We start from the raw sequence: 24,390 nt of genomic DNA on the forward strand, positions 1-24,390 counted from the left end.
GCCCGCGGTCGGCGCCCCTGCCGGTCAGGACCACCGGCGTCCCTGTCGGCCCGGCGTCCACCGGGCCGACAGGGACGGGGTCAGGAGACCGGCGTGTAGACGTACAGCTCGTGCACCGACAGATAGGTGCCGGCGGACTGGGTGTCCACGATCTTCAGATAGCGGGCGTCCACCGGGTCGAAGCCGAGGGCGAGCACTCCCCCGGTGATGTACGGGCCGGTGTCGGGCAGGCTGAGCACCGTGGTCCAAGCGGTGTCGTCGGTGGAGACCTGCACGTCCACACCGCGCGGGGCGTCGCCGCTGGAGGCGGAGGTGTCCCAGACGATCCGGGTGACGGAGTGCGCCGCCCCCAGGTCCAGGCCGTAGTACATGCCGGGCAGCTGGAGCGCGTCGCTGCTCCAGCGGGTGCCGGGGTCGCGGTCGAAGGCCGCCGACGGATCGCCGGTGGCCGGGTTGGTGAAGCCCTTCCAGCCGTCGGTGGGCAGTTCGCCGGAGCCGGACCCCGCCGCGAAGGCGGCGCCCGCGCCCGCCGCCAGCAGCGCGGCCAGCCCGACCTGGGCGGGCAGCCCGCTCGGTGAGGGCCAGCGCAGCTGGTCCACGGTCACCGAGCCGCTGCCGGTCGTGCCGCGCCACCAGACCGCGCCCGGGGTGAAGCCGAGCGCGCTCTGGGCGGCCCGCCCGTATTTGGTCTGCTCGTTGCCCGCGGCGAAGTCGCTCCAGCTGACCGCGCGGGTGGTCACCGCGCTCTCGCCGCCGGCCGCCCGGACCGTCCAGGAGACCAGGGCGGCGCCCGCGCCGGCCCAGTCCAGGTCGGAGTTGCGCAGCCCGGTGGTCGCCGCGGAGTCCTCGGAGGTGACGGCGCCGTGCTGGTGGGCGGCGTCCACGGCGGTCAGCGTGGTGCCCGCGGGAAGGAAGGCGGTCAGCCGGGGCAGCGTGTCGGGCGTGGCGCCGTTGATCCACAGGGCGCCGCCGGCCGCGGTCCACGCGGTGACCTCGGCGGCGGCCGACTGGAGGGAGGCCAGCGCCGTGTCGTTGCCGGGGGCGGCGTCCACCACCAGGAGGTCCAGGGCGTCCAGTGCCCCCGCGTCCAGCGCCTGGAGGCTGCTGAGTCGGACTCCGGCCGCCTTCAAGGTGACGGTCACCGGGCCGTGTTCGTCCGCGGCGAGGACTCCGGTGCGGCGGGTGGGCGTGGGCGGCGCCGCGACATAGCGCAGCAGATTGCGCAACAGCCGTGCGGCGACCGGCTCCTCGGCCGCCGCCGCGATCACCGGATACTGGCAGAGCAGATAACGGCCCTTGCCGTAGCGGGATTCGGCCAGCGTGGCGCCGGTCAGGCCGGGGCCCGCGTCGGCCAGCGCCAGCAGGCTGCCGAAGCGGGGTTTGACCAGCAGCGTGGACACGACGCGTTCGTCGGCGGTGTGCCACCAGCGCAGGTCCTGACCGCCGATGCCGGCCAGCACCGGGTGGTGCGGGGCGGCGGGATGACTGACGGTCTGCGGGCTGCCGGTGGTGAACTGCGGCCAGGGCAGGATCTGCGGCAGCCTGGTCTGCGCCAGGACGAGCACCTGACCGCCGGAGGCGGTGAACTCCACCACGCGGGCGCGGTCTTCGGTGGTGGCGGGCGCGTCGGCCGCCTCGGCGATCACCAGCACCTCGCCCGCCGCCGGGTCCGGCAGCGCGCCGAGGCCGGGCAGCGTCCGGCAGGTGACGCCGAGCGCGGTGAGCGCGGCGGTGGTGGCCGCGCCCGCCGCGCCCTCCAGCACCGCGGCCTTCAGCGGCAGGCCGAGCGCCACCGGGTCGGCGGCGTAGAGGGTGATGGCGGCCTCGTCGCCGAACGCCCGCCTGCCGTGCTGCTCCACGGTGACCTGCCAGACGGCGCCGGTGTCCTCGGCCACCGCCGGCAGGGTGAGGGCGGTCGGCACGGTGGCGCGGCCGGCGGCCGGTACGGTCACGGTGGCGGTTCCGCCGCGGGTGGGCAGTCCCTTGCCGCGCACCGACCAGGCGACGGTCAGCTCGGCGGGTCGGCCGGTGTCGTTGCACAGCAGCAGGTCCCGGCTGAGCCGGGCGCCGCCGCGGAAGTGGGTGCGGTAGTCCAGGGCCAGGGCGGCGATCGGCTGGAAGACGCGGGTGACCGCGGGGTGGATGGGGTTGGGGTCCCAGGCGGGCAGGCCGTGCTGGAAGCCGGGGTTGAGGGTGGCGGCGAACCGGCCGACGCGCTTCAGCCGGGGGCCGCGGCCGCCGGGGTCGGGCGCGGGCACCGAGGCGCCGTCGAAGGGCAGCGGCCGGTTGCCGTACCAGACGGTGTTCCAGGGGGAGATCGCGGTGATGCCCGCGTAGCGGAAGCCCTCGATCTGGGCCCGGAGGGTCAGGGCGTGCGCGGCCCACAGTCCGTCGAGGCTCGCGTACGCGTCCGGGCCGCCGAGCGCGCTGACATCGGCCGGCGCCGCGTAGTACATCGAGCTGAACTCGCTGATCAGGAAGGGCTTGGTGCGGTCCCATTCGGTGCCGCGCGGCTGGCCGGGCGCCAGCGCCCTGGCCGACTCGGGGATCGCGGTGCTCCCGGTGGTGATCTCCAGCGGGTAGTGGGTGCTGCGCAGATCGCCCGCGCCCTGCGGGTCGCCGTCGCCCTCGAAGTAGACCGGCCGGCTGGTGTCCTCCGCCAGGACGGCCGACTTGAGGGCCGCGACCTGCGGCGCCCAGCTCTGGCCGAAGGCGGCGAGCATCTCGTTCTCCGCGCTCCAGGCGATGATCGAGGGGTGGTTGCGGTCGCGGACCGTGCGCTCGGTCAGGTGGGTGCGGCAGTTGGCCCAGAAGTCGTCGGCGTTCAGGGCGTAGTTGCCCGAGGAGCCATAGATGCCGGACTCGCCGATGATCAGCATGCCGAGTTCGTCGGCGACGTCGTAGTAGACCGGCGGGTACGGCATGGCGTGCAGCCGCATGTAGTTGACGCCCGCTGCCTTCGCCATCGTCAGCCACAGCTCGGCGTAGGCGCGACTGTTCTGGATCGAGCCCATGTAGTGCCAGGAGTCGCCGCGCAGCATCAGCGGTTCGCCGTTGAGCAGCAGCGCCGGGCCCTCGACGGTGACCTCGCGGAAGCCGAACCGGGTGGTGGTGGAGTCCAGCACCGGGCCCTGGCGGTCGGGGCGTACGTCCACCCGCAGCTCGTACAGGTGCGGGTCGTCGGGGCCCCACAGCCGGGGGTCCTGCCACTCGGTGGACGCGGTGACGGGGGCGGCGCCGCCCGCCGGGACGGTGACCCGCGCGGTGCGGCGCAGCACCTGCCGGGGGCCGTCCCAGACGGTGTGGTCGACGCGGACGGTGGCGGCGGCCGGTCCGTCGTTGCGCAGGGAGGTGACGGCGGTGAGGGTGCCCGCGGTGACCGAGGTGGTGATCGCGGTGTCGGCCACCGAGACGGGGGCGCGGGCCAGCAGCCAGACGTCCTGCCAGACGCCGGCCGCGCTCTGGCCCCACCAGGAGCCGGCCGGGTGGTGGAAGCCGTCCGCCTGCCGCGCCGCGGCCGATGGCGAACGCACCAGCAGATGGACGGTGTTGGCGCCGCCGGCCGTCACCTGGTCGGTGATGTCGGCCTCGAACGGCAGCAGCCCGTCGGTGTGGTGGGCGACCGGCACGCCGCCCACGTACACGGTGGCCTCGAAGTTCACGGCTTCGAAGCGCAGCACGATCCGCTGGCCCGCCCGTTCGGCGGGCACGGTGAAGGTGCGGCGGTACCACGCGGTGTCGGCGTCGTTCCAGGCGGCGGGGGTGCCGAACAGGTCGTAGGCGTCCCAGGGGGTGGCGAAGGGGCCGGCCGTCATGTTCCATTCGGCGGGCACCGGGATCGCGGCCCAGCCGTCGGCGGGCGGCGGCCAGGCGGCGCCGGCCGCCGCGGGCTGGAAGTCCCAGGTGCCGTTGAGGGATTGGAGCACCCGCTCGCCGCCGGCCCGGGGTACGGGAGCGGCGGCCGTCGCGCGGAGCGGCGACAGGGTGAGGGCGGCCGCGGTGGCGGCGCCGAGGGTGAGGAAGCGGCGCCGGGTGGGGACCAGTGCGCTGCCGATGGGGGTCTCGGGGGTCGGCTCGTTCATGACGTGCTGCCTTCCGGGGTGGGGACATGGCGCGGGGCCGGCCTCCGTGACGGGAGACCGGCCCCTGCGGTGCCGCCGGGCCCGCTGTCGGCCCGGAGGGGTCGGCGCGGGGCCCGGGTCCCGCCTGGGTCGGGCGCCGACCGGACCGCGTCCCGGGCCGGTGGGCCGGACCGGGACGCGGTGGGGGGTCAGCCGCCGATCGCCACCGACCACAGGTGCATGGCCACTTGGTGGTCGACCTGGGTCTTGCTGACGTTCGGCAGGGTGATGGCCTCGACGGTCTTGCCCGGCAGCAGATCCACGGTGGAGGCGTAGATGTGCACGGTCTGGTTCTGGTGACCGCCGCCGTTGTTGAGGTACGGCGTGCTGGCGGCGATGTCGCTGCCCTGCGCCGCGGAACCGGACCACCAGTCGGCGAGTGCCAGCGCGTACGTCTGGGTGGTCCCGTCGGTGTAGACGATGGTGCCGCTGCCGGAGGTGGCACCGAAGGCGCTGGTGCCGACGAAGCCCAGCTTGCTTCCGGTACCGGTGATCTCGATGGCCTGGCCGCCGGCCACCGCGTTGTCCGGCTTGCCGGTGCCCGCGGTGGCGGGCCACGGGAAGGAGACTCCGTCGTGGACGGTGCTCTGGCCCGCGTTCCAGCCCGCCGCCGCCAGCGCCTGGAGCGAGAAGCTGGCGCCCTCGCCGTCGAGGTTGCCGGCGGTGGTGTTGTCGTCGTCGCTGATGCCGGGGTTGTTGTAGGCGTCGGTCAGCGAGGCGTACGGCACGGTCACCGGGGCCTGGGCGTCGATCTCACCGCCGGGTGCGGTGACACTGGCGTTCAGGGTGAAGGCGGCCGGGTCGGTGCCCGCCGGGACGGTCACCTGCCAGGTGGTGGTGACCTTCTGGCCCGGGGCGACCTGCGGGAAGGTCGCCGGGGTGGTCGCGGTGGCGGTCCAGCCGTCGGGCACGTTCAGCGCGACGGTCACATTGGTGGCGGCGGCCGTACTGCCGTTGGTGTACGCCGTGGTGGCGGTCAGCGTGCTGCCGGCCTTGGCGATCGGCAGGGTGGCCAGGGTCAGCGTGTTGTGCACCACGACGGGCGTGGAGCCGGTGACGCCGCCGACCGTGGCCGAGATGGTGGCCACTCCGTCGGCCACCGCGTGCACCAGACCGTTCTTGTCGACGGTGGCGACCGCGGGGTCACTGCTGCTGTAGGTGGGCTTCTTCTTGCTCAGGTCCACGAACGACTGGTCGTTGTTGACCGCCTCGACGACGTTGTCCGCGGTGATGGACAGGTCGCGCTGTTCGAGGGTCGGGTCCGTGTCGTCCTTGATCCACTTGTTCTTGGCCGTCAGGCTGAAGGTGTCGCCGGCGTTGTAGACGACGCTCTCCGGCTGCACGGTGACGGTCTGCACCTTGGGGGTGAGGGTGCCGCTGATCTTGACGCTGGCGGTTCCGGCGATGTGCGCCGAGTCCCCGCCGAGCTGGAACTTGTAGGTGCCGTTGTAGACCGTCTGCCGGGAGTTCGACGCGTCCCAGAAGGACAGGTCGGCGGCCTTGACGGTGATGTTCAGGTGCTGGCTCTTGCCGGGCTTGAGTTCCTTGGTCTTGGCGAAGCCGACCAGCCGCTTCTGCGGCAGCTGGACGCCGGGGACGGTGAACGGCGTGGCTGCGTACAGCTGGGCGACGGTGGCGCCCGCCACCTTGCCGGTGTTGGTGACGTCCACGCCGATCTTCACCGAGCCGTCCGGGTCGATCTGGCTCTTGTTGGCCGTGACACCGGTGAAGGAGAACTTGCTGTAGCTCAGGCCGTAGCCGAAGGGGTAGGTCGGCGTGCCGGTGAAGTACTGGTACGTACGGCCGAGGCCGCCGGTCTCGGCCGGGGTCAGACCGTAGTTCTGCTTGTCGGGCAGCTGCGAATCGTCCTTGTACCAGGTGAAGTTGAGGTGCGCGGAGGGATTCTGCCGGCCGAACAGCACATCGGCGAGCGCGGTGCCCTGGTCCTGGCCGTTGTAGCCGCTGAACAGGATCGAGGAGACACCGGAGTCGGCGGCCTGCTCGGCCTGGATGTCCACCGGGCCGTCGGACTGGATCACCAGGGCGAGCTTCTTGTTGCCGAGCGCCGCGGTCTGGCTGATCAGCGAGTCGTAGTTGCCGGGCATCTTGAGGTTGTCCCGGTCGTTGCCCTCGTCACCGTTGGCCTGGGTGGTGCCGACGAAGACCACGACGAGGTCGGCGGCCTGGATGTCGGCCTTGGTCTTGTCGGACAGCACCGCGTCGGTGGTGGCCGTGGACGAGGTGCCGGCCGCGTCGTAGACCACGGAGGCGGTGGGGGTGACCGCGAAGATCGCGTTCTTTATGCCCTGCGCCGGGCTGGTCTTGTGGGTGGGGTCGCCCGAATACAGGCCCAGCGAGGTGGTGTTGGCGAGGTCGCCGAGGATCACCACCTTCTTGGTCCTGGTCACGTCGGCGGGCAGCAGCGCCGCCGCGCCGGCGGCCGGCGCGTCGTTCTTGAGCAGCACCAGCGAGTTGTCGGCGACCTTGGTGGCCAGCGCCTGGTGGGAGGGGCTTTCCACCTGGTCCTTGGTGATGGCGGTGTAGGACACCTTGCTCGCCGGGTCGAACTCGCCGGTGGCCATCCGGACGGTGAAGACCTTCACCAGCGCGGTGTCGATGACGCCCTCGCTGAGCGCGCCCGCCTGGATGGCGTCCTCGATGTTGGCCGTGGTGGCCTCGTCGCCGGTGCAGTTGAGGTCGGTGCCGGCCCGCAGCGAGTACGCCTGACCACCGGCCTGGCCCGACATCGTCTTTCCGGTGGCGGTCTCGGTCCAGGTCGGGTTGTCCTTGTGGTCGGTGGTCCAGCCGGGCGGCGCCCAGTCGTGACCGCCGGGGAACTGCCGCCAGTTGGTGCCGACGGCGCCGCAGTCGGAGGTGATGTAGCCGTCGAACCCGTAGGTCCGCTGGGCGAGTTCGTTGGTGGTGTACGTGTCGGACGTCGAAGGCGTGCCGTTGATCGCGTTGTACGACGTCATCAGCCCCGCGACGTGCGCGTCCTCGATCAGGCTGCGGAACTGGGCGGTGTAGTAGTCCCGCAGGTTTGTGTCGTTGACGTCGGAGCTGATGCCGGTGCGGTTGTCCTCGACGTTGTTCAGCGCGTAGTGCTTGGCGGTCGCGGCGACCTTGAGGTAGCCGGTCTGCGAGGTGCCGTCGGGGTTGTTGCCCTCGTAGCCGTCGATGAACTGACCGGCCATCTGCCCGACGAAGTACGGGTCCTCGCCGAACGCCTCGTCGGTGCGGCCCCAGCGGGGGTCGCGGTCGAGGTTGACGGTGGGCGCCCAGTACGTCAGGTCGCCGTAGTCGTCGGCGGACGGGCCGAGGTTGTTCTGCCCGGTGCCGAAGAGGGACTTGTCGAGGAAGCCGCGCGCCTCGTCGGATATGGCGGTGCTCTCCTGGTACATCAGGGTCTTGTCCCAGGACATGGACGAGGCGAAGTTGGTCGGGAAGCTGGTGGAGTGCACTCCGCCCTGGACCCCGCCGTTGTTCTGGTCGGCGCCGAGCTGGTTGATGCCGTGCTGGCCCTCGCTCCAGTACGTGTACTGCTGGACGCCGAGCCGGGGAATGGCCGGGCCGCTGTTGGTGCTGAGCTGCTGCACCTTCTCCTGGAGTGTCATCCGGGACACCAGGTCGGCGGCCCGCTCCTGGAATGAGTAGCTCGTGTCCAGATAGACCGGCGTGGTGCTCGCCGTCGCGCTCGGTGCCTGGGCCAGCGCCGTACCGCCGTAGCCGGCGCTGAGTCCGACCGCGCACGCCATGGCGCAGACCGCGGCCAGTCCGGCGCGGCGGCGCTTTCGCTTGTGCATCCTGCCTCCGTCGTCATCGAGCAGGGAACCCGGTTCGCTTCGGAGTTACGTGCAAGTCCGAAGAAAGTCGGGGGCTTGCGTTATCAATGGGGCAGTTTGTTGCCTGTTTTGACCGACCGTCAAGAGATCCAACGCGACTTCTCCGCAGGCGTTTTGACTGATGCCGACAAAACCTCCCGAAGTCGTCGAAGCCAGCGGGGTCGGCGCGGGGGATGGGCTCAGCGGCGGTCCCGGCCGCGCAGCCGGGGGGTGAACGTGGCGTGGAAGATGGTGGAAGCGGCGCCGACGGCGGCGGCCTCGGCGCTGAGCACCGAGCGCTCCACCTCCACCCGGCGGAGCCGGCGCGCGGTCGGGAACTCGTTGACGACCCGGCCGATCTCGTCCAGGTAGTAGCCGGCCGTGTCGTCGGTGAAGAACGGGCCGCCGAGCACGATCAGATCGATGTCCAGCAGGTCCACCAGGCCGAGCGCGCCGCGCCCGACCGCCTCGGCGACCGCGCGGATCGCGGCGACCGCCGCCGGGTCCCCGGCCGCCGCCGCCCGGCCCACCGCCCGGTAGGCGGCGGTGCTGCCGGTGCCGGTGATGGTCCGGGAGCCGGCGCCGGTACGCAGACCCCGGCGGGCGGCGAACTCCGGTACGGACACCGGCGGATTGCACTCCGGCACCATCTCGGGGCGGCCGTCGGGGCCGGTGCGGCCCAGGGTGATCGCGCAGAGCTGGCCGAACTCGCCGGCGTTGGCGCTGACCCCCCGGTAGAGGTCGCCGTTCAGGTAGAGCCCGGAGCCGACCCCCGTACCGAGGTAGAGATAGGCGAAGTCCCGGGCCCTGCGGTCGCGGCCGATCCACCGCTCGCCGGCCGCGGCGGCCAGTGAGTCCTTCTCGATGATCACCGGGCAGGGGAAGTGGTCCTTGAGCAGGTACAGCAGCGGCAGGTCGTTCCACGCGGACAGCAGTGGCGGGCCCAGCACCGTACCGGAGGCGATGTCCACCGGGCCCGGCACCGCGACGCCGATGCCGAGGAAGCCGTCCTCGCGGACCGCGCCGCGCGCCCTGTCCAGCGCCTCCCGGCCCAGCGCCACCACCTGGGCCACGAACTCCCCCGGGTCGATGTCCGCGCTGACCGGCCGGGTGCGGGTGCAGACGATCGCCCCGTCCAGGTCGATGACCACGGCGGTCAGCACCTCCGGGTCGATGTGCAGGCCGAGCGCGTGCGCGGCGGCGCCGCACAGCCGCACCGGGGTACGGGGCTTGCCGGAGGTGGCCCGGCGCTGCGACTCCTCGACCAGCACGCCGCGGTCGAGCAGCGAGCGGGCGATCCGGGAGACGGACTGCTGGGTCAGGCCGGTGCGGTGGGCAATCTCGCCGCGGGTGATGGTGCCGGACAGCCGTACCGACTCGATGACCACGCACTCGTTGAAGGAGCCGAGGTCGATCTGGTTGACCCCGCTGCTGCTGGGCGCGGGCGGCTCCGCCCGGTGCGGCGGTCGCAGATGCCCGGCGACGCTCTCCCGCAGCCAGCGCACGGGGCGGGCGCCCCGGCCCAGCGCGGCGATCAGATCGAGGTAGACCCGGCGGGACGACTCGGGGTGGCTGGTGCTGTCCAGCGCGATCACGGCCCGCAGGAAGCTGCGCCAGGTCGCGTTGGCGGGCAGCCGGTGCTCGGTCACCCGGGCGGTGGACGGCGGTTGGGGCGCGGTGTCCCACAAGGTGATGGCGTGCAGGGCGATATCGGGGTGGTGGGCGGCGGCCTCGGCGAGGTACGCGGCCAGGTCGGGGGCGGCGGGCGGCGGGGCGGCCGGCGCGGCGGCGGTACGGACCGCCTCCAGCCCGTCGGCCAGCCCGGTCAGTACGTCCTCGCCGATCACGGTCGCCACGGCCGCGGGCGGGGCGGACACCGGGCGGGTGCCGGCCAGCAGCACGGCCCGCCGGCCGTCGGCGTACAGCCCCATCACCCACACGTCGGCGCCGGGCAGCGGTGGCCGGGTCGGTACGGCGCCGGCCGCCCCGAGCCCCCAGCGGCGGCGGATGGCGGCCACCGTGGCGTGCGACAGGCCCAGTTCACGGGCGACGGCCCGGCTGGCACCGCTCCCGCCGGGTGCCAGCAGCGCGCGGGCGACCACCTCCGCCTCGTCCACGGTGGCGGGCCGCCCGGTCCTCGGCCGCTGTTCGAGCCCGGTCAGCCCGGCGCTCTGCCAGCGGTGCCGCCAGGTCCCCACGGTCTGCCGGGACACCCCGAGCCGCCGCGATATCTCGGCGTCCCGCAACCCGTCCGCCGCGAGCAGCACCACCCGCGCCCTCACCGCCAACGGCCCCCCGCCCCCGGCCCACCCCCGCAACACCACCATCGCGTCCTCCGACACCCCCGGCCCACCCATCACCTCACCCACCGCCCCTCCGGCCCTCCACCGACAAGCACCACCCAACGGCCCCCCTCCGCCCCCCGCCAACCGCCTGACGAGCCGCCGCTCCCCCCGCGAGAACCGCCGGGCCGGCCCAGCTCGCGCCGCAGGGCCGCGCCGACCCGGCCGGGGCCGGAACGACCGGTACGCAGGCCATGGGGCCTGCCGCACGGGACGACGCGGGACGTCCCGCCACCCGTCGCACCGCGCCGCAGGAGGCCGAAGAGGCGGCCCGTGCCGGAGCGACCGGCGTACTCGCGTCGCACGGCTGCGCGCGGCCGACCTGGGGCGAAGCAGACCCGACCGGCAGGCAAGCCGCCGGCCGGCCCACGCGTCGCACGGCGCGGCGCAGTCGGACCTGGTCGGCCCCGGCCGGAGCGGCCGGGCGGGGTCGCCCGGGGGCCGGGCGGCCCGCCTTCCACGCGCGGGGACCGCGCGGCCGGGGCGATTCCGCCGGGCGAGCCGGCCCGCAGGGCTCACGCACCGGGCACCTCGCCGTTCCCCTCGGCGCGGCGGAGCCGGAGCGTGAGGATCTGGAAGGGGCGCAAGGTGAGGGTGATGGCGCCGTCGGGGGTGTGGGGGTGGTCGGTCAGGCGGTCCTCCAGGAGGTCGGTCTCCTCCGCGGCGGCCAGCGGGAAAGCGGTGGTGAGGGTGGTGCGGGCGCGGCCGCCGCGGGACTCGTAGAGGCGGACGACGACGTCGCCGCAGCGGTCGTCGGCGAGCTTGACCGTTTCGATCAGGACGTCGGGGTGGTCGACCGCGACCAGCGGCGGCCGGGGCGGGGCGTCGGGGCCGGGGCGCAGCGGGAGGCCGAGGGCGTAGCCCTCGTGGATCGCGTCACCGATGGCGGCGCCCGGCCGCAGGGTGTGCCGGAAGCGCTGGAGGCCGCGGTCGGCGTGCGGGTCGGCGCCGTACGGGGCGCGCAGCAGGGTGCTGCGCAGGACCGTGGTGGTGCCGCCGTCCTCGCGGGTGTGCCGGGTGACGTCATAGCCGTAGGCCGCGTCGGAGGCGAGCGCGACGCCCCAGCCGTGCTCGCCGACGTGGATCCAGCGGTGCGCCGCGTGCTCGGCGCCGTGGTGGGTGGGCCGGGTGACATGCCCGAACTGGACTCCCCCGGCGCTGTGTTCGGCGTGCACATCCAGCTGCCAGGCGGCCTTCAGCGCGCACTCGCGTTCACGCCAGTCGATCTCGGTGTCCACGCTGAGCGCCCTGCTGCCCGCCCGGAGGGCCAGCTCCTGCACCACCGTGGAGCGTCCGGTGCCGCGGATCACCCGCAGGGACGCCAGCAGGGGGCCCTCGGCGCGGATCTCCACGCGTTCGGCGGTGTCCAGGTCGCGCCCGGCGCGGGGTTCGTGGTGGGCGGCGCTCCACGCGGCGGGCTCGTCGCGCTGGAGCCGCAGCAGATTGCCGGCGCCGCCGGGGGCGATCGCCTCGCGCCCGGTCGCCGTCTCGACCACCGACCTGACCAGACCGTCCGCGTCGACGCGTACCCGCAACAGCCCGTTGTCCAGCACGTGTCCGCCGCCGGCCGCCCGTACGGTCGCCGGGGCCGTCGCGCCCAGCGGCAGCCCGGCGGCCCCGGAACCGAGCGCGGGCACCTCGGCGAGCACCGCCACCCCGCCGTCGGGCAGCGGCTGCCCGGCGCCCGGGCGGGTCTCGGGGCCGAGGACGACCACCTCGCGGCGGGCGTGCGGGGCCGCGTTGAGCACGGTCGCGCCGTCCGGTTCACCGGCCGCGCGCCGCACCAGCCGTTCCAGCCTGCGCCGCACGTCGCGGTGGGTGTGCTCGGCCTCCTCATGCGCCCAGGCGGTGGACGTGCCGGGCAGGACGCCGTGCCCCTGCTGGAGCAGCACCGTCTTCCACAGCTTGTCCAACTCGTCGTACGGGTACGGGATGCCGTGCCGTACGGCCGCCGTGGCCGACCACAGCTCCGCCTCGTGCAGCAGCGCCTCGCAGTCGCGGTTGCCGCGCTTCGTACGGGCCTGGCCCGTGTACGCGCCCCGGTGGTCGGCCAGCCCCAACTCGCCGCGCCAGACCGGCGCTTCGGCGTACTCCCGCTCGGCGTCGCGGAAGAAGCGGGCCGGGCTCCGCGGGGTGACCCGGGGGGCGCCTTCGAGGTCGGCCAAGCGGCGGGCGCGTTCCAGCATGGCGCGGTCCGGGCCGCGGTGGCCGAAGGGCAGCAGGGAGCGGCCGGCGGCGCCCGTGCCGGTGAAGTCCGCGACGTCGCAGGCCAGTTCGGCGGCGTCGATGGCGCCTCCACCGGTCGCGACGGGCGCGAGGTGGGTGAACAGCCGGGTGCCGTCGATGCCCTCCCAGCGGAAGGTGTGGTGCGGCGGCGCGGTGCCGAAGCCGGGATCGGGGCGGCGGCCCAGGAACCAGCGGGCCCCGGCGAGCGCGGCCAGCTGCGGGAAGGCGGCGGACGCGCCGGCGGCGCCGGGCAGCCACACCCCGTCGCCGTCCGCGCCCAGTTCGTCGCGGAAGAAGCGGCGCCCGTAGCCGAACTGCCGTACCAGCGCCTCCCCGCCCGCCAGCTCGATGTCGGCCTCCACCCACATCCCGCCCACCGGGCTCCAGTTGCCGTCGGCGACGGCCTTGCGGATGCGCTCGAAGATGTGCGGCTGGTGCTCCTTCATCCAGGCGTAGTGCTGGGCGGCGCCGGCCGCGACGATCAGCTCCGGGTATTCCTCGGCCAGCGCGGCCATCGTGCTGAAGGCGCGCGCGCAGCCGCGCACGCTCTCACGGAGCGGTCCGGCCCCGGACCCCGGCTCATGGCCCGGCCCCGGCGAGTCCAGCCGGACGTGGCCGACGGCGGCCACGGTGTGCGCGGAGTCGGACGCGTGCCGTTCGAGCACCGGGGCGAGGACCGTACGCGCGAGGGCGGCGGTACGGGCGACCGCCCGGGGGTCCACGGTGTCGGCGGCGTGTTCCAGGGCGCGCCGGATCTCGTGTCTGCGGGGCAGTCCGGGCGGCAGCGAGCGCATCAGCTGGTCGAGGGTCTCGATGTCGTGCAGCAGTTGCCAGACGTCCTCGTCGCGCGGTGCGAGGTCGGCGCGGCGCAGCCGGAGCGCGGTGTGCGCCGCGGTGAGCGGATCGGCGTGGCGCGGACCGGCCGAGCCGCTACCGGTGTGCGGGTTGGCGGCTGCCTCCACGAGCAGCCCGACCGGGGCGCCGCCGGTGGCCTGCGCGGCGACGAGCACCGCGTCGAGGTGCGGGTGCAGGCCCTGGAGGGGCACGCCCCGCTCGTCGTGGACGAGGCCTTCGGCCCGGCCGCCCTCCCCCTCGCCGCCGAGGTCGATCAGCGCCTCGACGCGGCGGCCGGCCCAGCGTTCGGGGACGGTCGCCCGGAGGCGGAACCAGCTGGTGGCCCAGGGCCTTCCCCAGGCCTCGCCGGCCGTGAACGGGGCGTAGTCGGCGCGCAGCGCCATCTCGGCGGGGACGGGTTCGCCGGGCAGGTGCCAGACGCCGATGTCCATCGGGAGCCGTTGCGGATAGAGCGCGGGGCGCAGCCGTTCGGCGAGGAATGCGGCTATGCGCTCTTCGCCGGAATTGATCCGGTCATGCATGGGCAGCCCTTCCTGTCCAGCCAGTGACCGCCATGTAAAACCATGTGTGTTATCAAGTCAACGCTTGTCACAACTTCCCCTTTCCCGCAGGTCGTGACCTGCTGAAATAGAAGTGTCAGGATAGTTTCGGGCCGCAACGGGTCAGTAGTGTCAAGTAATTCGCCTGACATCGCGGACGGCAAAAGGCGGCGGGTCGGGCCGCTGCCGGCTCTTCCCGCCGCTTTGACTTCTCGCCGCTCCTTTTCCGGTGTTCGCCGCTTATCGCGGCGTAACCGGCGCCGGCCGCTCGCAGCTGCTGGTCACCGGCAGCGCCGTCCCGCGCTCCGCGGCGTCCAGCAGGGTGAGCATCACATCCAGTACATGCTCGGCGAGTTCGGCGGCGGCCAGGTGCGGCCGGCCGGTGGCCAGCGCGTCGGCAAGGTCGGCGAGTCCGATGCCGCGCCCGGCGCCCGGGTGTCCGGCCGATACCGGCAGGTGACGCCACTCGCCCGCCGTGTAGAGCTCGACGAGTCCGTCGAAGCCGTTGGGGTCGGGTACGGACAGCGAGCCCTCGGTGCCGTGCACCTCGATGCGCGGCAGCCGGGCGGCGTGGATGTCGAAGCTCATCACCAGCGTGGACAGGGCGCCGCCGGCGTGTTCCAGGATCCCGGTGACATGGGTGGCCACCTCCACCGGGAAGCGCTGCCCGGCGCGCGGGCCGCTGCCGATAGCGCGTTCGGCGCGCGGAGTGGCGGCGGCCCCGGTGACCGTGACGACCGGCCCGAGCAGGTGGACCAGCGCGGTCAGGTAGTAGGGGCCCATGTCGAGCAGCGGCCCGCCGCCGGGCCGGTAGTAGAACTCCGGGTCGGGGTGCCACGCCTCGTGCCCGGGGGTGGTCATGAAAGCGGTGGCGGCGACCGGGACGCCGATCAGGCCGTCGTCGACCGCCTTGCGGGCGGTCTGGGTGCCGGTGCCGAGGACGGTGTCGGGCGCGCTGCCGACCCGTACTCCGGCGGCGCGCGCCGCGGCCAGTACGCCGGCGGCCTCCTCGCGGGTGGTGGCGAGCGGCTTCTCGCTGTAGACGTGCTTGCCGGCCGCGATCGCGGCGAGCGCCACTTCGGCGTGCACGGCGGGGACGGTCAGGTTGAGCACCGCGTCCACGTCGTCGCGGGCGACGAGTTCGCTCACATCGGCGGCCACTTCGGCGCCGCCGCGGCCGGCCGCTTCCCGGGCCCGGCCGGTGTCCAGGTCGGTGACGGCGGTCAGCCGCAGGCCGTCGAGCTTGGCCAGGGAGTCCAGATAGGCGCCGCTGATCTTGCCGGCGCCGACCATGCCGATCCTCAGCGGGCGGCCCACAGCAGTCCCCTCTCGGTCAGCGTACGGACTTCGGGCACGTCGAAGTCGTCGGCCTTGTGGCCGATCGCGGAGACGAAGACGCGTCCGGCGCCGCGGGTCCTGGTCCACACGGCGGGCATCACCACCGGGTGGTCGCGGTCGGGGCCGGCCGGGAAGGTGGTGGTGGCGAGGAGGTCGATGTCCGGGTCGGTGGCCACCCAGTACTGCTCGGTGTGGACGCCGAAGTCGCCGAGCCCGGCGATCACCGGGTGCTCGGCCCGCTCGGGCCGCGGCTGGACGGTGTGGTCGTGGAAGCCGGGCGGGTGCATGAGGAACTGACCGCCGGTCAGCAGCGTGTAGTCGAGGTCGCCGCGGAAGGAGTCGAGGACCCCGCCGTGCCAGCCGGCGAATCCGGTGCCCGCCTCGACGGCCCGGACCAGCCCTCGGGTCTGTTCGGCGCTGATCTCGCCCATGGTCCAGCACTGGACGATCAGGTCGGTCGCGGCGAGGAGTCCGGCGTCGGTGTACACGTCGAGACGGTCCGAGGTCTCGACCGCGAAGCCCTGGTCCTTCAGATACGGCAGGAAGAGATCCGTGATCGCCACAGGTGCGTGGCCTTCCCAGCCGCCGCGGACCACAAGGGCCCGCCGGGTCGCAGTGGTCACGGGCGTTGCACGCTCCCATCGGTGCTGCAGCGGGTCCGTACGGATAGCCGAACGCCATCCGTACGGGTAGCAGAATGACGTACCGGATTCCGAACGTAAGGAGGCCTGTTGGAGTTTGTCAATCCCTTTGACAAACTCCGGGCGGTGTTTCGCAGGGGGGCGACGGGGGTCCTGGCGCGGGCGGCGGGGGCGGGGTGTCAGTGGCCGCCGAGGCGTTTGAGCAGGGTGCTCAGCGAGTGGGCGGCCTCGGTGACCGCCTGGGCGACCTCCGCCAGCCGCGCGTCGTCCATCCGGCTGGCCGGCGCCGAGCAGCTGATCGCGTCGGCGCCCTGGCCGCTGCCCAGGGCGACCGCGACACAGCGGATGTCGACCGAGTTCTCCCCGTCGTCCACCGCCCAGCCGCGCAGCCGGGCCTCGGCGAGCTGGGCGAGGAAGGCGTCCGGGTCCACCACGGTGTTCGGGGTCAGCCGCTCCAGCGGCCAGTCCAGCCGGCGCTGCACCTCGGCGTGGTCGTACTGCGCCAGCACCGCCTTGCCCAGCGCGGTGGCGTGCGCCGGCAGCCGGCGGCCGACCGCGGAGTACATCCGCAGGGCGTGCCGGGACTCGCGTTTGGCCAGGTAGACGACGTGGGTGTCGTCCAGCCTGCCCAGGTGCACGGCCTCGCCGGTCTCGTCGGCGAGCGCGTCGAGCACCGGTCCCGCCAGGCTGGTCACGTCGTCGCCCTCCAGATAGGCGGTGCCGGTCAGCAGCGCCTTGAGCCCGAGGCTGTACCGGGTGCCGGCCGGGTCGAGGTCGACCCATCCGCGCGCCTCCATGGTCCGCAGGATGGCGTGCAGGCTGCTCTTGGGCACGGCCATCGCGCCGGCCATCTCGGCCAGCGAGAGCCGGGCGCCGTCCGCCCCGAGCAGTTCCAGCACCTCCAGCACCCGCGCCGCGGACTTGACCTCCTCGGGCCTGCGCCCCCGCGCCGCCTCTGCCACCGATTCCACTGATCCTCCGCTCCCCGCGCCGACGCCTCAACGGCCCCTGGGTGCACACCCAATCGCAGCGCGCGCCTTGACGCTATCTCAAACACGACCCTATGTTCAGGTACTCCAACGTCATTCGGTCTTCTGAACGATCGAACCCTAGGCAGGGGCCATGCGTATATCTGGCGCGTCTCACATACCTTTCGCACGATATTCCCCGGGAGTCCCGAAGGCGCCGCGGACCACCGCGGTGTCCCGGCAGCGGCTGGTGGCGGTGGCCGTCGCGGCCGTGGTCTCGCTGGCACCCGTCACCGCCTGCGGCGGCTCGTCCGGCGGCTCGGGCGACAGCAAGTCGCTGGACATGTGGACCTTCAAGCAGTCCCACGTCACGGCCCTGCGCAACGCCGCCGCGCAGTTCAAGAAGCAGACCGGTATCACCGTCAAGATCGAGGCCTACGGGCCCGACGACGCGTACACCACCAAGGTGCAGGCCGCCGCCAAGACCCACGACCTGCCCGACGTGCTCGAAGTGCACTCCGACGGGGAGGACTGGGCGCTGGGCGCCACCGGCATCGCCAAGGACATCGCCTCCGATGTCGGCGCCGACTGGAGCGGCCTGTACCAGAAGGGCGTCCAGGCCTCCGGCAGCATCACCGACGCCGCGTACAAGGAGTCGCTGCCGGCGGACTCCAAGTCGCACGGCGTCCGGAAGGGCCAGCGCTTCAGCGTGCCCTTCACCTCCGGCACCTTCGGCATCGTGATGGGCAACAAGAAGATGCTGGCCGCGGCCGGGATCACCCAACCCCCCTCCAGCTGGGAGGAGTTCATCTCCGACCTGAAGGCCACCAAGGCCAAGGACGGCACGAACGGCGGCGTCAGCCTCGGCCTGAAGGTCAGGGCGACCGGTCTGACCTGGGTGCTCCAGCCGCTGGCCTTCGGGCAGCTCGGCAAGGAGAAGTACCAGGCGCTGTTCGGGCAGGACCCCGCCGCCGACTTCTCCTCGCCGGACGGCCTCGCGGTCCTCGGTCTGTACGACCAGATGCAGCCGTACTGGATGCCCGGCACCCAGACGCTGGACATCGACGCTGCCGACCAGGCCTTCGCGCAGGGCAAGTCCGCCTGGGACATAGGCGGCACCTTCACGCTGGCCTTCCTCCAGCAGAACGGCATGAACCCCGACGACGTGCTGGCCTTCGGCCTGCCGGGCCCGCAGGGCGGCGCGGTGCCGAAGCCGGCGCTGGGCCCGCTGGCGCTCACCGGTCTGACCATCGCCTCCACCAGCAAGCACGCCGACAACGCAGAGAAGTGGATGAAGTTCCTGGCGCAGCCGTCGGTCGCCTCGCAGTTCGCCAAGGACGCCACCGAGGTGCCGGCCACCGAACTCGGCGCCGACGCGGCCCAGATCATGGGCCCGACGCTCACCGCCATGACCAAGACCTTCGTCGGCACGCCGGAGAACACCTACGACCCGAGCCTCAACGATTTCCGGCCGGGCAGCTACGACCAGGACTCGATGGCCGACATAGTGGCCGATCTGAACCCGCTGGCCCAGAAGAGCGTCCAGACCACCGGCAAGGCGATGGCCAAGCTGGAGAACTCCTTCTGGGCGACGTCGAAGTGAGCACGGCGCCTCGTCCCGCACTCACACCGGCGGCCGGGGCCGGCCGCGGCCCGGCCGCCGGGCCGGCCGCCGGCGACCGGCCCGCACGCGTCGGCCGGCGCAGCCGCCGCGGCTACGAGGCGGTCTCCGGCTGGCTGTTCGTCGCCCCGGCGGTGATCCTCTTCGCGGTCATGGGCCTGTACACCGTCGGCTACGGCTTCCTGCTGAGCTTCGCCCAGTGGAACGGCTTCGCGCCGCACTGGAGCTGGGTCGGCGTGCAGAACTACAAGGACCTGCTGTGGGCCAACCCCGCCTACGCGCCCCGGGTGCGGCACGCGGCCACCCACACCCTGTACGTGATGATCGCGGTGCCGCTGCTGACGGTCCTGGTGTCCTTTCCGCTGGCGGTGCTGCTCAACTCCGCCAAACGGCTCCAGGCGCTGCTGCGTTCGGTGTACTTCGTGCCCTATGTGACCAGCGGCATCGCGGTATTCTTCGCCTGGCAGTACATCCTCCAGCCGGACGGCGCCGTCAACACCCTTCTGAACACCGTGGGGTTGGGCTCGCTGGCGCAGCCGCAGGGCTGGCTCGGCAATCCGCACACCGCGCTGCCCACCATGATCGTGGTGACGGTGTGGGGCGCGGTGCCGGTGGCGATGCTGCTGTACCTGACCGGACTGCAGACCATCGACCGCAGCGTGCTGGAGGCCGCCCAGCTGGACGGGGCCGGCTGGTGGCGCACCAACGCCTCGGTGGTGTGGCCGCTGCTGCGGCCGATCACCGCGATCGTGGTGCTGCTGAACCTGCGCGATTCCTTGCAGGGCTTCCAGACCTTCCTGGTGATGACCAACGGCGGTCCCGGTGACCACACCAATGTGCTGGGCCTGGAGGCCTACCGGCTGGCCTTCCTCAAGGATCTGGCGCCGACCCTGGGCCTGGCCAGCGCACTGGGCTGGCTGCTGTTCGCGGCCGCCCTGGTGCTCGCGCTGATCAACCTGCGAGTCCTGCGGAGCAAGACATGACGACGACCACACCTGGGACCACTTCTGACGCCCTGACCCCCCGGCCCGCCACCGCCCCTGCCCGCCGGGGGAGTTCGGCGATCTCCCGGAACGCGGCGAGACTCACCGTCGGCGTACTGCTCGCGCTGTACGGCCTGGTGAGCGTCTATCCCTTCCTGTGGATGGTCTCGGCCGCGTTCAAGAACCGGATCGAGGTGGTCAGGGGCGGCCATCTCATCCCGCAGCACCCCACCTTCAGCACCCTCAGCCACACCTGGAGCCAGCTGCACTTCTTCCGCTACTTCGTCAACAGCGTCGAGGTCTCGGCGATGACGGTGGCGCTGACGCTGGTGGTGTACGCGGCGGCCGGCTACGCCTTCGCGGTGCTGGACTTCCCCGGCCGGCGCGCGCTGCAGAGGATGTTCGTGGCGCTGCTGTTCGTACCGGGCATCACCGTGATGCTGCCGATCGTGCTGCTGGAGAACAAGCTGGGCCTCCTGGGGTCGCACCTCGGCCTGGTGCTGCCGTTCGTCAACGGCGGCGCCCCGCTGTCGGTGCTGCTGATGACCGGCGCCTTCGCGGCGGTCCCGAAGGAGCTGCGGGAGTCGGCGCGGGTGGACGGCGCGGGCGAGTTCCATGTCTTCACCCGGATCTACCTGCCGCTGACCCGCCCCGCGCTGATCACGGTGGGGCTGCTCACCGCGATCCCCACCTGGAACGAGTACCTGCTGACCCGGGTCTCGCTCAACAACCCCGGTACGTACACCCTTCCGCTGGGCCTGCAGACCCTGTCGTCGGAGAACGTGCCGCACTACAACGACCTGATGGCCGGCGCGCTGATCGTGGTCGTGCCCGTGGTGCTGCTCTTCCTCAGCCTGCAGCGCTATTTCGTCGGCGGCCTGGTCGGGGCGGTGAAGGGCTGATGCTGGTGCTGGTCACCGGAGCCGCCGGGCACATCGGCGGCCATGTGACACGCGAACTGCTGGCGGCCGGCCACCGGGTGGTGCTGACCGATCTGCTGCCGGTCGGCGAACCGCGCGCCGAACGTGTGCACACCGGCGACCTCCAGGACCCGGACCTGGTCCGCGCGGCGGTCGAAGGAGTGGACGCCGTGGTGCACCTGGGCGCGATCCCGCATCCGAACGTGCCCGATCCGAGCGCCCTGTTCGCCCACAACTGCCTCACCACGCACCGGGTGTTCGAGGAGACGGGCCGGGCCGGGGCGCACCGGGTGGTGGCCGCCTCCAGCATGTCGGCGGTGGGCCTGGCCTGGTCGCCGGAGCCGCTGTCCCCCTGTTACGTGCCGCTCGACGAGCAACATCCGACGCTGGTCCGCGACCCGTACGGGCTGTCCAAGGTGGTGCTGGAGGAGGTGGCCGCCGCCGCCCACCGCCGCTGGGGCCTGGACACGGTGTCCCTGCGCTTCCCCTTCACCGGGGTCGGTGACCGCCTGGACCACTTCCTGGCGGCCTGCGCGCGGGACCCGGCCGGGCAGCGGCACGATCTGTGGGGCTGGCTGCACACCGCGGACGCGGCCACCGCGGTCCGGCTCGCCCTGGAGACGGAGCTGCGGGGCAGCCATGTGCTCAATGTGACCGCCGCCGACACCACTTCGGCGGTGCCGTCCGCCGAGCTCATGGCCCGGCACCACCCGGGCGTGGCGACGCGCGCCGAAGTGACCGGTCACGCCACGCTGTTCGACACCAGCGCTTGTACCGAGCTGCTGGGCTTCGTCCCCCGGCGTACCTGGCGGATCCCCGAAGCCCCCGAAGTCCCCGAAGCCCTCGAAGGAGAGCACACCAGTGCATGACGACCGGCACATCGTCGAGCAACGGATCACCAAGTTCCTCTCCCATGTGGTCAGGCCGGCCCTCTACGGCGAGCCGCTGCCCCTGGATCTCACGATCTGGCACGTGCCCGGCGAGCCGGTACCGGTGGCCGAAGCGCTGGCCGCCGTCTACGAGCCGGCCGCGATCGGCGACACCTGGGGCGGCCCCTGGTCGACCAGCTGGCTGAAGGCCACCGGGCGGATCCCGGCCGGCTGGGCCGGGCGCCGGGTCGAGGCCGTCTTCGACCTGGGCTTCGACCCGTCCCAGGGCCCGGGCGGACAGGCCGAGGGCTTCGTCCACGACGCGGCCGGGTCACCGGTCCAGGGCCTGCACCCGCACCACCGCAGCGTGCTGCTGGCCGAGCCAGCGGCCGGCGGGGAGCCGGTCGACCTGCTGGTGGAGCTGGCCGCCAACCCGATGATCGAGGGCGCGCACGGGGTGGGCACCCATCTGGGATCCCGGGAGACGGCAGGCACCGCGCACCTCTACCAGCTGCGGGCGGCCGGGATCGCGGTCCGCGAGGACGCGGTGTGGCACCTGCTGCACGACGTGGAGGTGCTGGACGAGCTGATGCGGCAGCTGCCGGCGGACGGTTCGCGGCGGCACGAGATCCTGCGGGCCCTCCAGCGGGCGATCGAGGCGGTGGACGTCGACGACGTACCCGGCACCGCGCAGGCCGCCAGGGACCGGCTGGCCGATGCGCTGTCCCGTCCGGCGCACGCCTCGGCGCACACCCTGACCGCCGTGGGGCACGCCCACATCGACTCGGCCTGGCTGTGGCCGATCCGCGAGACGGTCCGCAAGTGCGCCCGCACCTTCACCAATATGACCACGCTGGCCGCCGAGTACCCGGAGCTGGTCTTCGCCTGCTCGTCCGCCCAACAGTACGCCTGGATGAAGGAGCAGCGGCCGGAGATCTTCGAGCGGATCAAGAAGGCCGTCTCGGAGGGGAATTGGGCGCCGGTCGGCGGCATGTGGGTGGAGGCCGACGGCAATCTGCCCGGCGGTGAGGCGCTGGCCCGGCAGCTGATCTTCGGACGGCGCTTCTTCGCCGAGGAGTTCGGTCTCGACCAGGAGGGTGTGTGGCTGCCGGACTCCTTCGGCTACACCGCCGCCTACCCGCAGCTGGCGAAGCTCGCCGGGGCGAGCTGGTTCCTCACCCAGAAGCTGTCGTGGAACGAGACCAACCGGCTGCCGCACCACACCTTCGACTGGGAGGGCATCGACGGCACCCGGATCTTCACCCACTTCCCGCCGGTGGACACCTACAACGCCAGCCTGACCGGCGCGGAACTCGCCCACGCCGAGCGGAATTTCGCCGACAAGGGCGCCGCCACCCGGTCGCTGGCCCCGTTCGGCTTCGGTGACGGCGGCGGCGGTCCCACCCGGGAGATGCTGGAGAAGGCCCGGCGGCTGCGCGACCTGGAGGGCTCCCCGAAGGTCGAGGTCGGCGACCCCAGCGCCTTCTTCGACGCGGCCCGCGCCGAGTACGAGCGGCTGCCGGTGTGGCGCGGCGAGCTGTATCTGGAGAACCACCGCGGCACCTACACCAGCCAGGCCCGCACCAAGCGCGGCAACCGGCGGGCCGAGGCGCTGCTGCGGGAGGCCGAGCTGTGGTCGGTGGCGGCGGCGGTGCGCGGCGGGTCGCCGTATCCCTACGAGAGGCTGGAGTCGATCTGGCGGCGGGTGCTGCTGCACCAGTTCCACGACATCCTGCCGGGCTCGTCCATCGCCTGGGTGCATCAGGAGGCGGAGGCCGTACACGCCCAGTTGCAGGCGGAGTTGGCCGAGGTGATCGGCGCCGCGCTCGGCGGCGGCAGTGGCAGCGGCAGCGGTCTGGCCTTCTACAACGCCGGGCCGTACGCGCGCCGCGAGGTGGTGGTCGTAGCGGAGGGCGCCACCGAGGAGGGGCAGCGGCTGTCGGACGGGCGGCATGCCGTCCTGGTGGAGGCGCCGCCGCTGGGCACCGGCGCCGCGGTGGCGTCCGAGCTGCCGCCGGTCGAGGTGCGGGACGGCGAAGACGGCGTCATCCTCGACAACGGGGTGCTGCGGGTGCTCATCGACAGCGCCGGCCTGGTGCGCTCGGTGTACGACCTGCGGGCCCGCCGCGAGGCGCTGGCCCCGGACCGGCCCGGCAATCTGCTGCAACTGCACCCGGACGACCCCAACTTGTGGAGCGCCTGGAACATCGACGGCTTCTACCGGGACACCGTGCGCGACCTGACCGAGGCCGACTCGGTCACGGTCGCCGAGGCCGGGCCGCTGCTCGCCTCGGTCCGCGTGGAGCGCTCCTTCGGCCCCTCGCACCTGGTCCAGCACCTGGAACTGGCCGCCGGAAGCGCCCGGTTGACGGTCCGCACCGACATCGACTGGCAGCACCGCGACACCCTGCTCAAGGCCGCCTGGCCGCTGAACGTGCACGCCGAACGGGAGAGCGCCGAGATCCAGTTCGGCCATGTGCAGCGGCCCACCCACGAGAACACCAGCTGGGACGCGGCCCGTTTCGAGCTGTGGGCGCACCGCTGGGTCCATGTCGGCGAGCACGGCTGGGGCGCGGCGGTGGTCAACGACTCGACATACGGCCATGACGTGTCCCGGCTGACCCGGGAGGACGGCGGGGTGACGACCACGCTGCGACTGTCGCTGCTCCGCTCCCCGCACTCCCCCGACCCGCAGGCCGACCGGGGCCGGCACAGCTTCACCTACGGTCTGGTGGTCGGCGCCGACGTCGGCGACGCGATCGCCGCCGGCTACGCGCTCAACCTGCCGCTGCGGCCGGCCGGTCCGGCCCCGGCGGGCGGACCCGCGCTGGTCACCGTCGACAACCCGGACATCGTGGTCGAGACGGTGAAACTGGCGGACGACCGCTCGGGGGACGTGGTGGTACGGCTCTACGAGTCGCGCGGCGGGTCGGCCCGCGGCGCGCTGCGCACCGACTTCGCGCTGACCGCGGCGCACATCACCGATCTGCTGGAGGAGCCCGGCGAGCCGCTCTCCCCGGAGCGGGACGGGGCGCTGGAGCTGGAGCTGCGGCCCTTCCAGATTCTCACCCTGCGGCTGCGCCGGCCCTGAGCGCGGCCGTCCGTTCGGTACCGCCCGACCCCGCCGTCCGCGCCCCGCCGCCACG

The 24,390-nt window shown here is 73.0% G+C and carries 12 protein-coding genes; 5 read left to right on the forward strand and 7 right to left on the reverse strand.

The features are described from left to right. Positions 1 to 80: 80 nt before the first annotated feature. The 7 genes from ACFO3J_RS26515 to ACFO3J_RS26545 form a co-directional block, all read right to left on the reverse strand. A complete protein-coding gene (locus ACFO3J_RS26515; protein WP_386434152.1) occupies positions 81 to 4,082 on the reverse strand; it encodes a glycoside hydrolase family 2 protein in 4,002 nt (1,333 codons plus the stop codon). Positions 4,083 to 4,270: 188 nt separating this feature from the next. Then, positions 4,271 to 7,924 (reverse strand): glycoside hydrolase family 3 C-terminal domain-containing protein, encoded by a 3,654-nt coding sequence (locus ACFO3J_RS26520; protein WP_386434155.1) that lies wholly within the window; start codon positions 7,922 to 7,924, stop codon positions 4,271 to 4,273. Positions 7,925 to 8,142: 218 nt separating this feature from the next. Beyond that, positions 8,143 to 10,311 carry an ROK family protein gene (locus tag ACFO3J_RS26525; protein WP_386434158.1) on the reverse strand — a complete coding sequence of 723 codons (2,169 nt, stop codon included), beginning with the start codon at positions 10,309 to 10,311 and terminating at the stop codon, positions 8,143 to 8,145. Positions 10,312 to 10,799: 488 nt separating this feature from the next. After that, entirely contained in the window at positions 10,800 to 13,886 is a 3,087-nt protein-coding gene (locus ACFO3J_RS26530) for an alpha-mannosidase (RefSeq protein ID WP_386434160.1), read from the reverse strand. 258 nt (positions 13,887 to 14,144) lie between these two features. After that, the gene (locus ACFO3J_RS26535) at positions 14,145 to 15,221 is read right to left on the reverse strand and encodes a Gfo/Idh/MocA family protein (protein ID WP_386434163.1); all 1,077 of its coding nucleotides are present in this window, start codon (positions 15,219 to 15,221) and stop codon (positions 14,145 to 14,147) included. Further along, the gene (locus ACFO3J_RS26540; protein WP_386434166.1) at positions 15,206 to 15,865 is read right to left on the reverse strand and encodes a ThuA domain-containing protein; all 660 of its coding nucleotides are present in this window, start codon (positions 15,863 to 15,865) and stop codon (positions 15,206 to 15,208) included. The genes ACFO3J_RS26535 and ACFO3J_RS26540 overlap by 16 nt, the downstream gene beginning before the upstream one ends. Before the next feature lie 197 nt (positions 15,866 to 16,062). Beyond that, positions 16,063 to 16,854 carry an IclR family transcriptional regulator gene (locus ACFO3J_RS26545; RefSeq protein ID WP_386434168.1) on the reverse strand — a complete coding sequence of 264 codons (792 nt, stop codon included), beginning with the start codon at positions 16,852 to 16,854 and terminating at the stop codon, positions 16,063 to 16,065. A gap of 229 nt (positions 16,855 to 17,083) precedes the next feature. Between ACFO3J_RS26545 and ACFO3J_RS26550 the strand changes: the two genes are divergently transcribed. From ACFO3J_RS26550 to ACFO3J_RS26570, 5 genes are read left to right on the forward strand one after another with little or no spacing between them, the layout of a single operon-like run. Beyond that, complete coding sequence (locus ACFO3J_RS26550; protein ID WP_386434171.1) at positions 17,084 to 18,454, forward strand: ABC transporter substrate-binding protein; 1,371 nt, start codon at positions 17,084 to 17,086, stop codon at positions 18,452 to 18,454. Continuing rightward, positions 18,451 to 19,455 (forward strand): carbohydrate ABC transporter permease, encoded by a 1,005-nt coding sequence (locus ACFO3J_RS26555; RefSeq protein WP_386434174.1) that lies wholly within the window; start codon positions 18,451 to 18,453, stop codon positions 19,453 to 19,455. The genes ACFO3J_RS26550 and ACFO3J_RS26555 overlap by 4 nt, the downstream gene beginning before the upstream one ends. Continuing rightward, a complete protein-coding gene (locus ACFO3J_RS26560) occupies positions 19,452 to 20,357 on the forward strand; it encodes a carbohydrate ABC transporter permease (RefSeq protein WP_386434177.1) in 906 nt (301 codons plus the stop codon). Before ACFO3J_RS26555 ends, ACFO3J_RS26560 begins: the two co-directional genes overlap by 4 nt. After that, on the forward strand, positions 20,357 to 21,244 hold the full coding sequence (locus tag ACFO3J_RS26565; RefSeq protein ID WP_386434180.1) for an NAD-dependent epimerase/dehydratase family protein: 888 nt from the start codon (positions 20,357 to 20,359) through the stop codon (positions 21,242 to 21,244). Before ACFO3J_RS26560 ends, ACFO3J_RS26565 begins: the two co-directional genes overlap by 1 nt. After that, complete coding sequence (locus ACFO3J_RS26570; protein WP_386434183.1) at positions 21,237 to 24,335, forward strand: alpha-mannosidase; 3,099 nt, start codon at positions 21,237 to 21,239, stop codon at positions 24,333 to 24,335. The genes ACFO3J_RS26565 and ACFO3J_RS26570 overlap by 8 nt, the downstream gene beginning before the upstream one ends. The last annotated feature ends 55 nt before the right edge of the window (positions 24,336 to 24,390 follow it).

The sequence above is a fragment of the Streptomyces polygonati genome (assembly GCF_042650325.1).
Lineage (GTDB): Bacteria > Actinomycetota > Actinomycetes > Streptomycetales > Streptomycetaceae > Actinacidiphila > Actinacidiphila polygonati.

Bases quoted from the DNA above. Each gene is read 5' to 3' on its own strand.
- ACFO3J_RS26560 (WP_386434177.1), top strand. From the start codon at position 19,452: ATGACGACGACCACACCTGGGACCACTTCTGACGCCCTGACCCCCCGG.
- ACFO3J_RS26515 (WP_386434152.1), bottom strand. From the start codon at position 4,082: ATGAACGAGCCGACCCCCGAGACCCCCATCGGCAGCGCACTGGTCCCC.
- ACFO3J_RS26565 (WP_386434180.1), top strand. From the start codon at position 20,357: ATGCTGGTGCTGGTCACCGGAGCCGCCGGGCACATCGGCGGCCATGTG.
- ACFO3J_RS26530 (WP_386434160.1), bottom strand. From the start codon at position 13,886: ATGCATGACCGGATCAATTCCGGCGAAGAGCGCATAGCCGCATTCCTC.
- ACFO3J_RS26520 (WP_386434155.1), bottom strand. From the start codon at position 7,924: ATGCACAAGCGAAAGCGCCGCCGCGCCGGACTGGCCGCGGTCTGCGCC.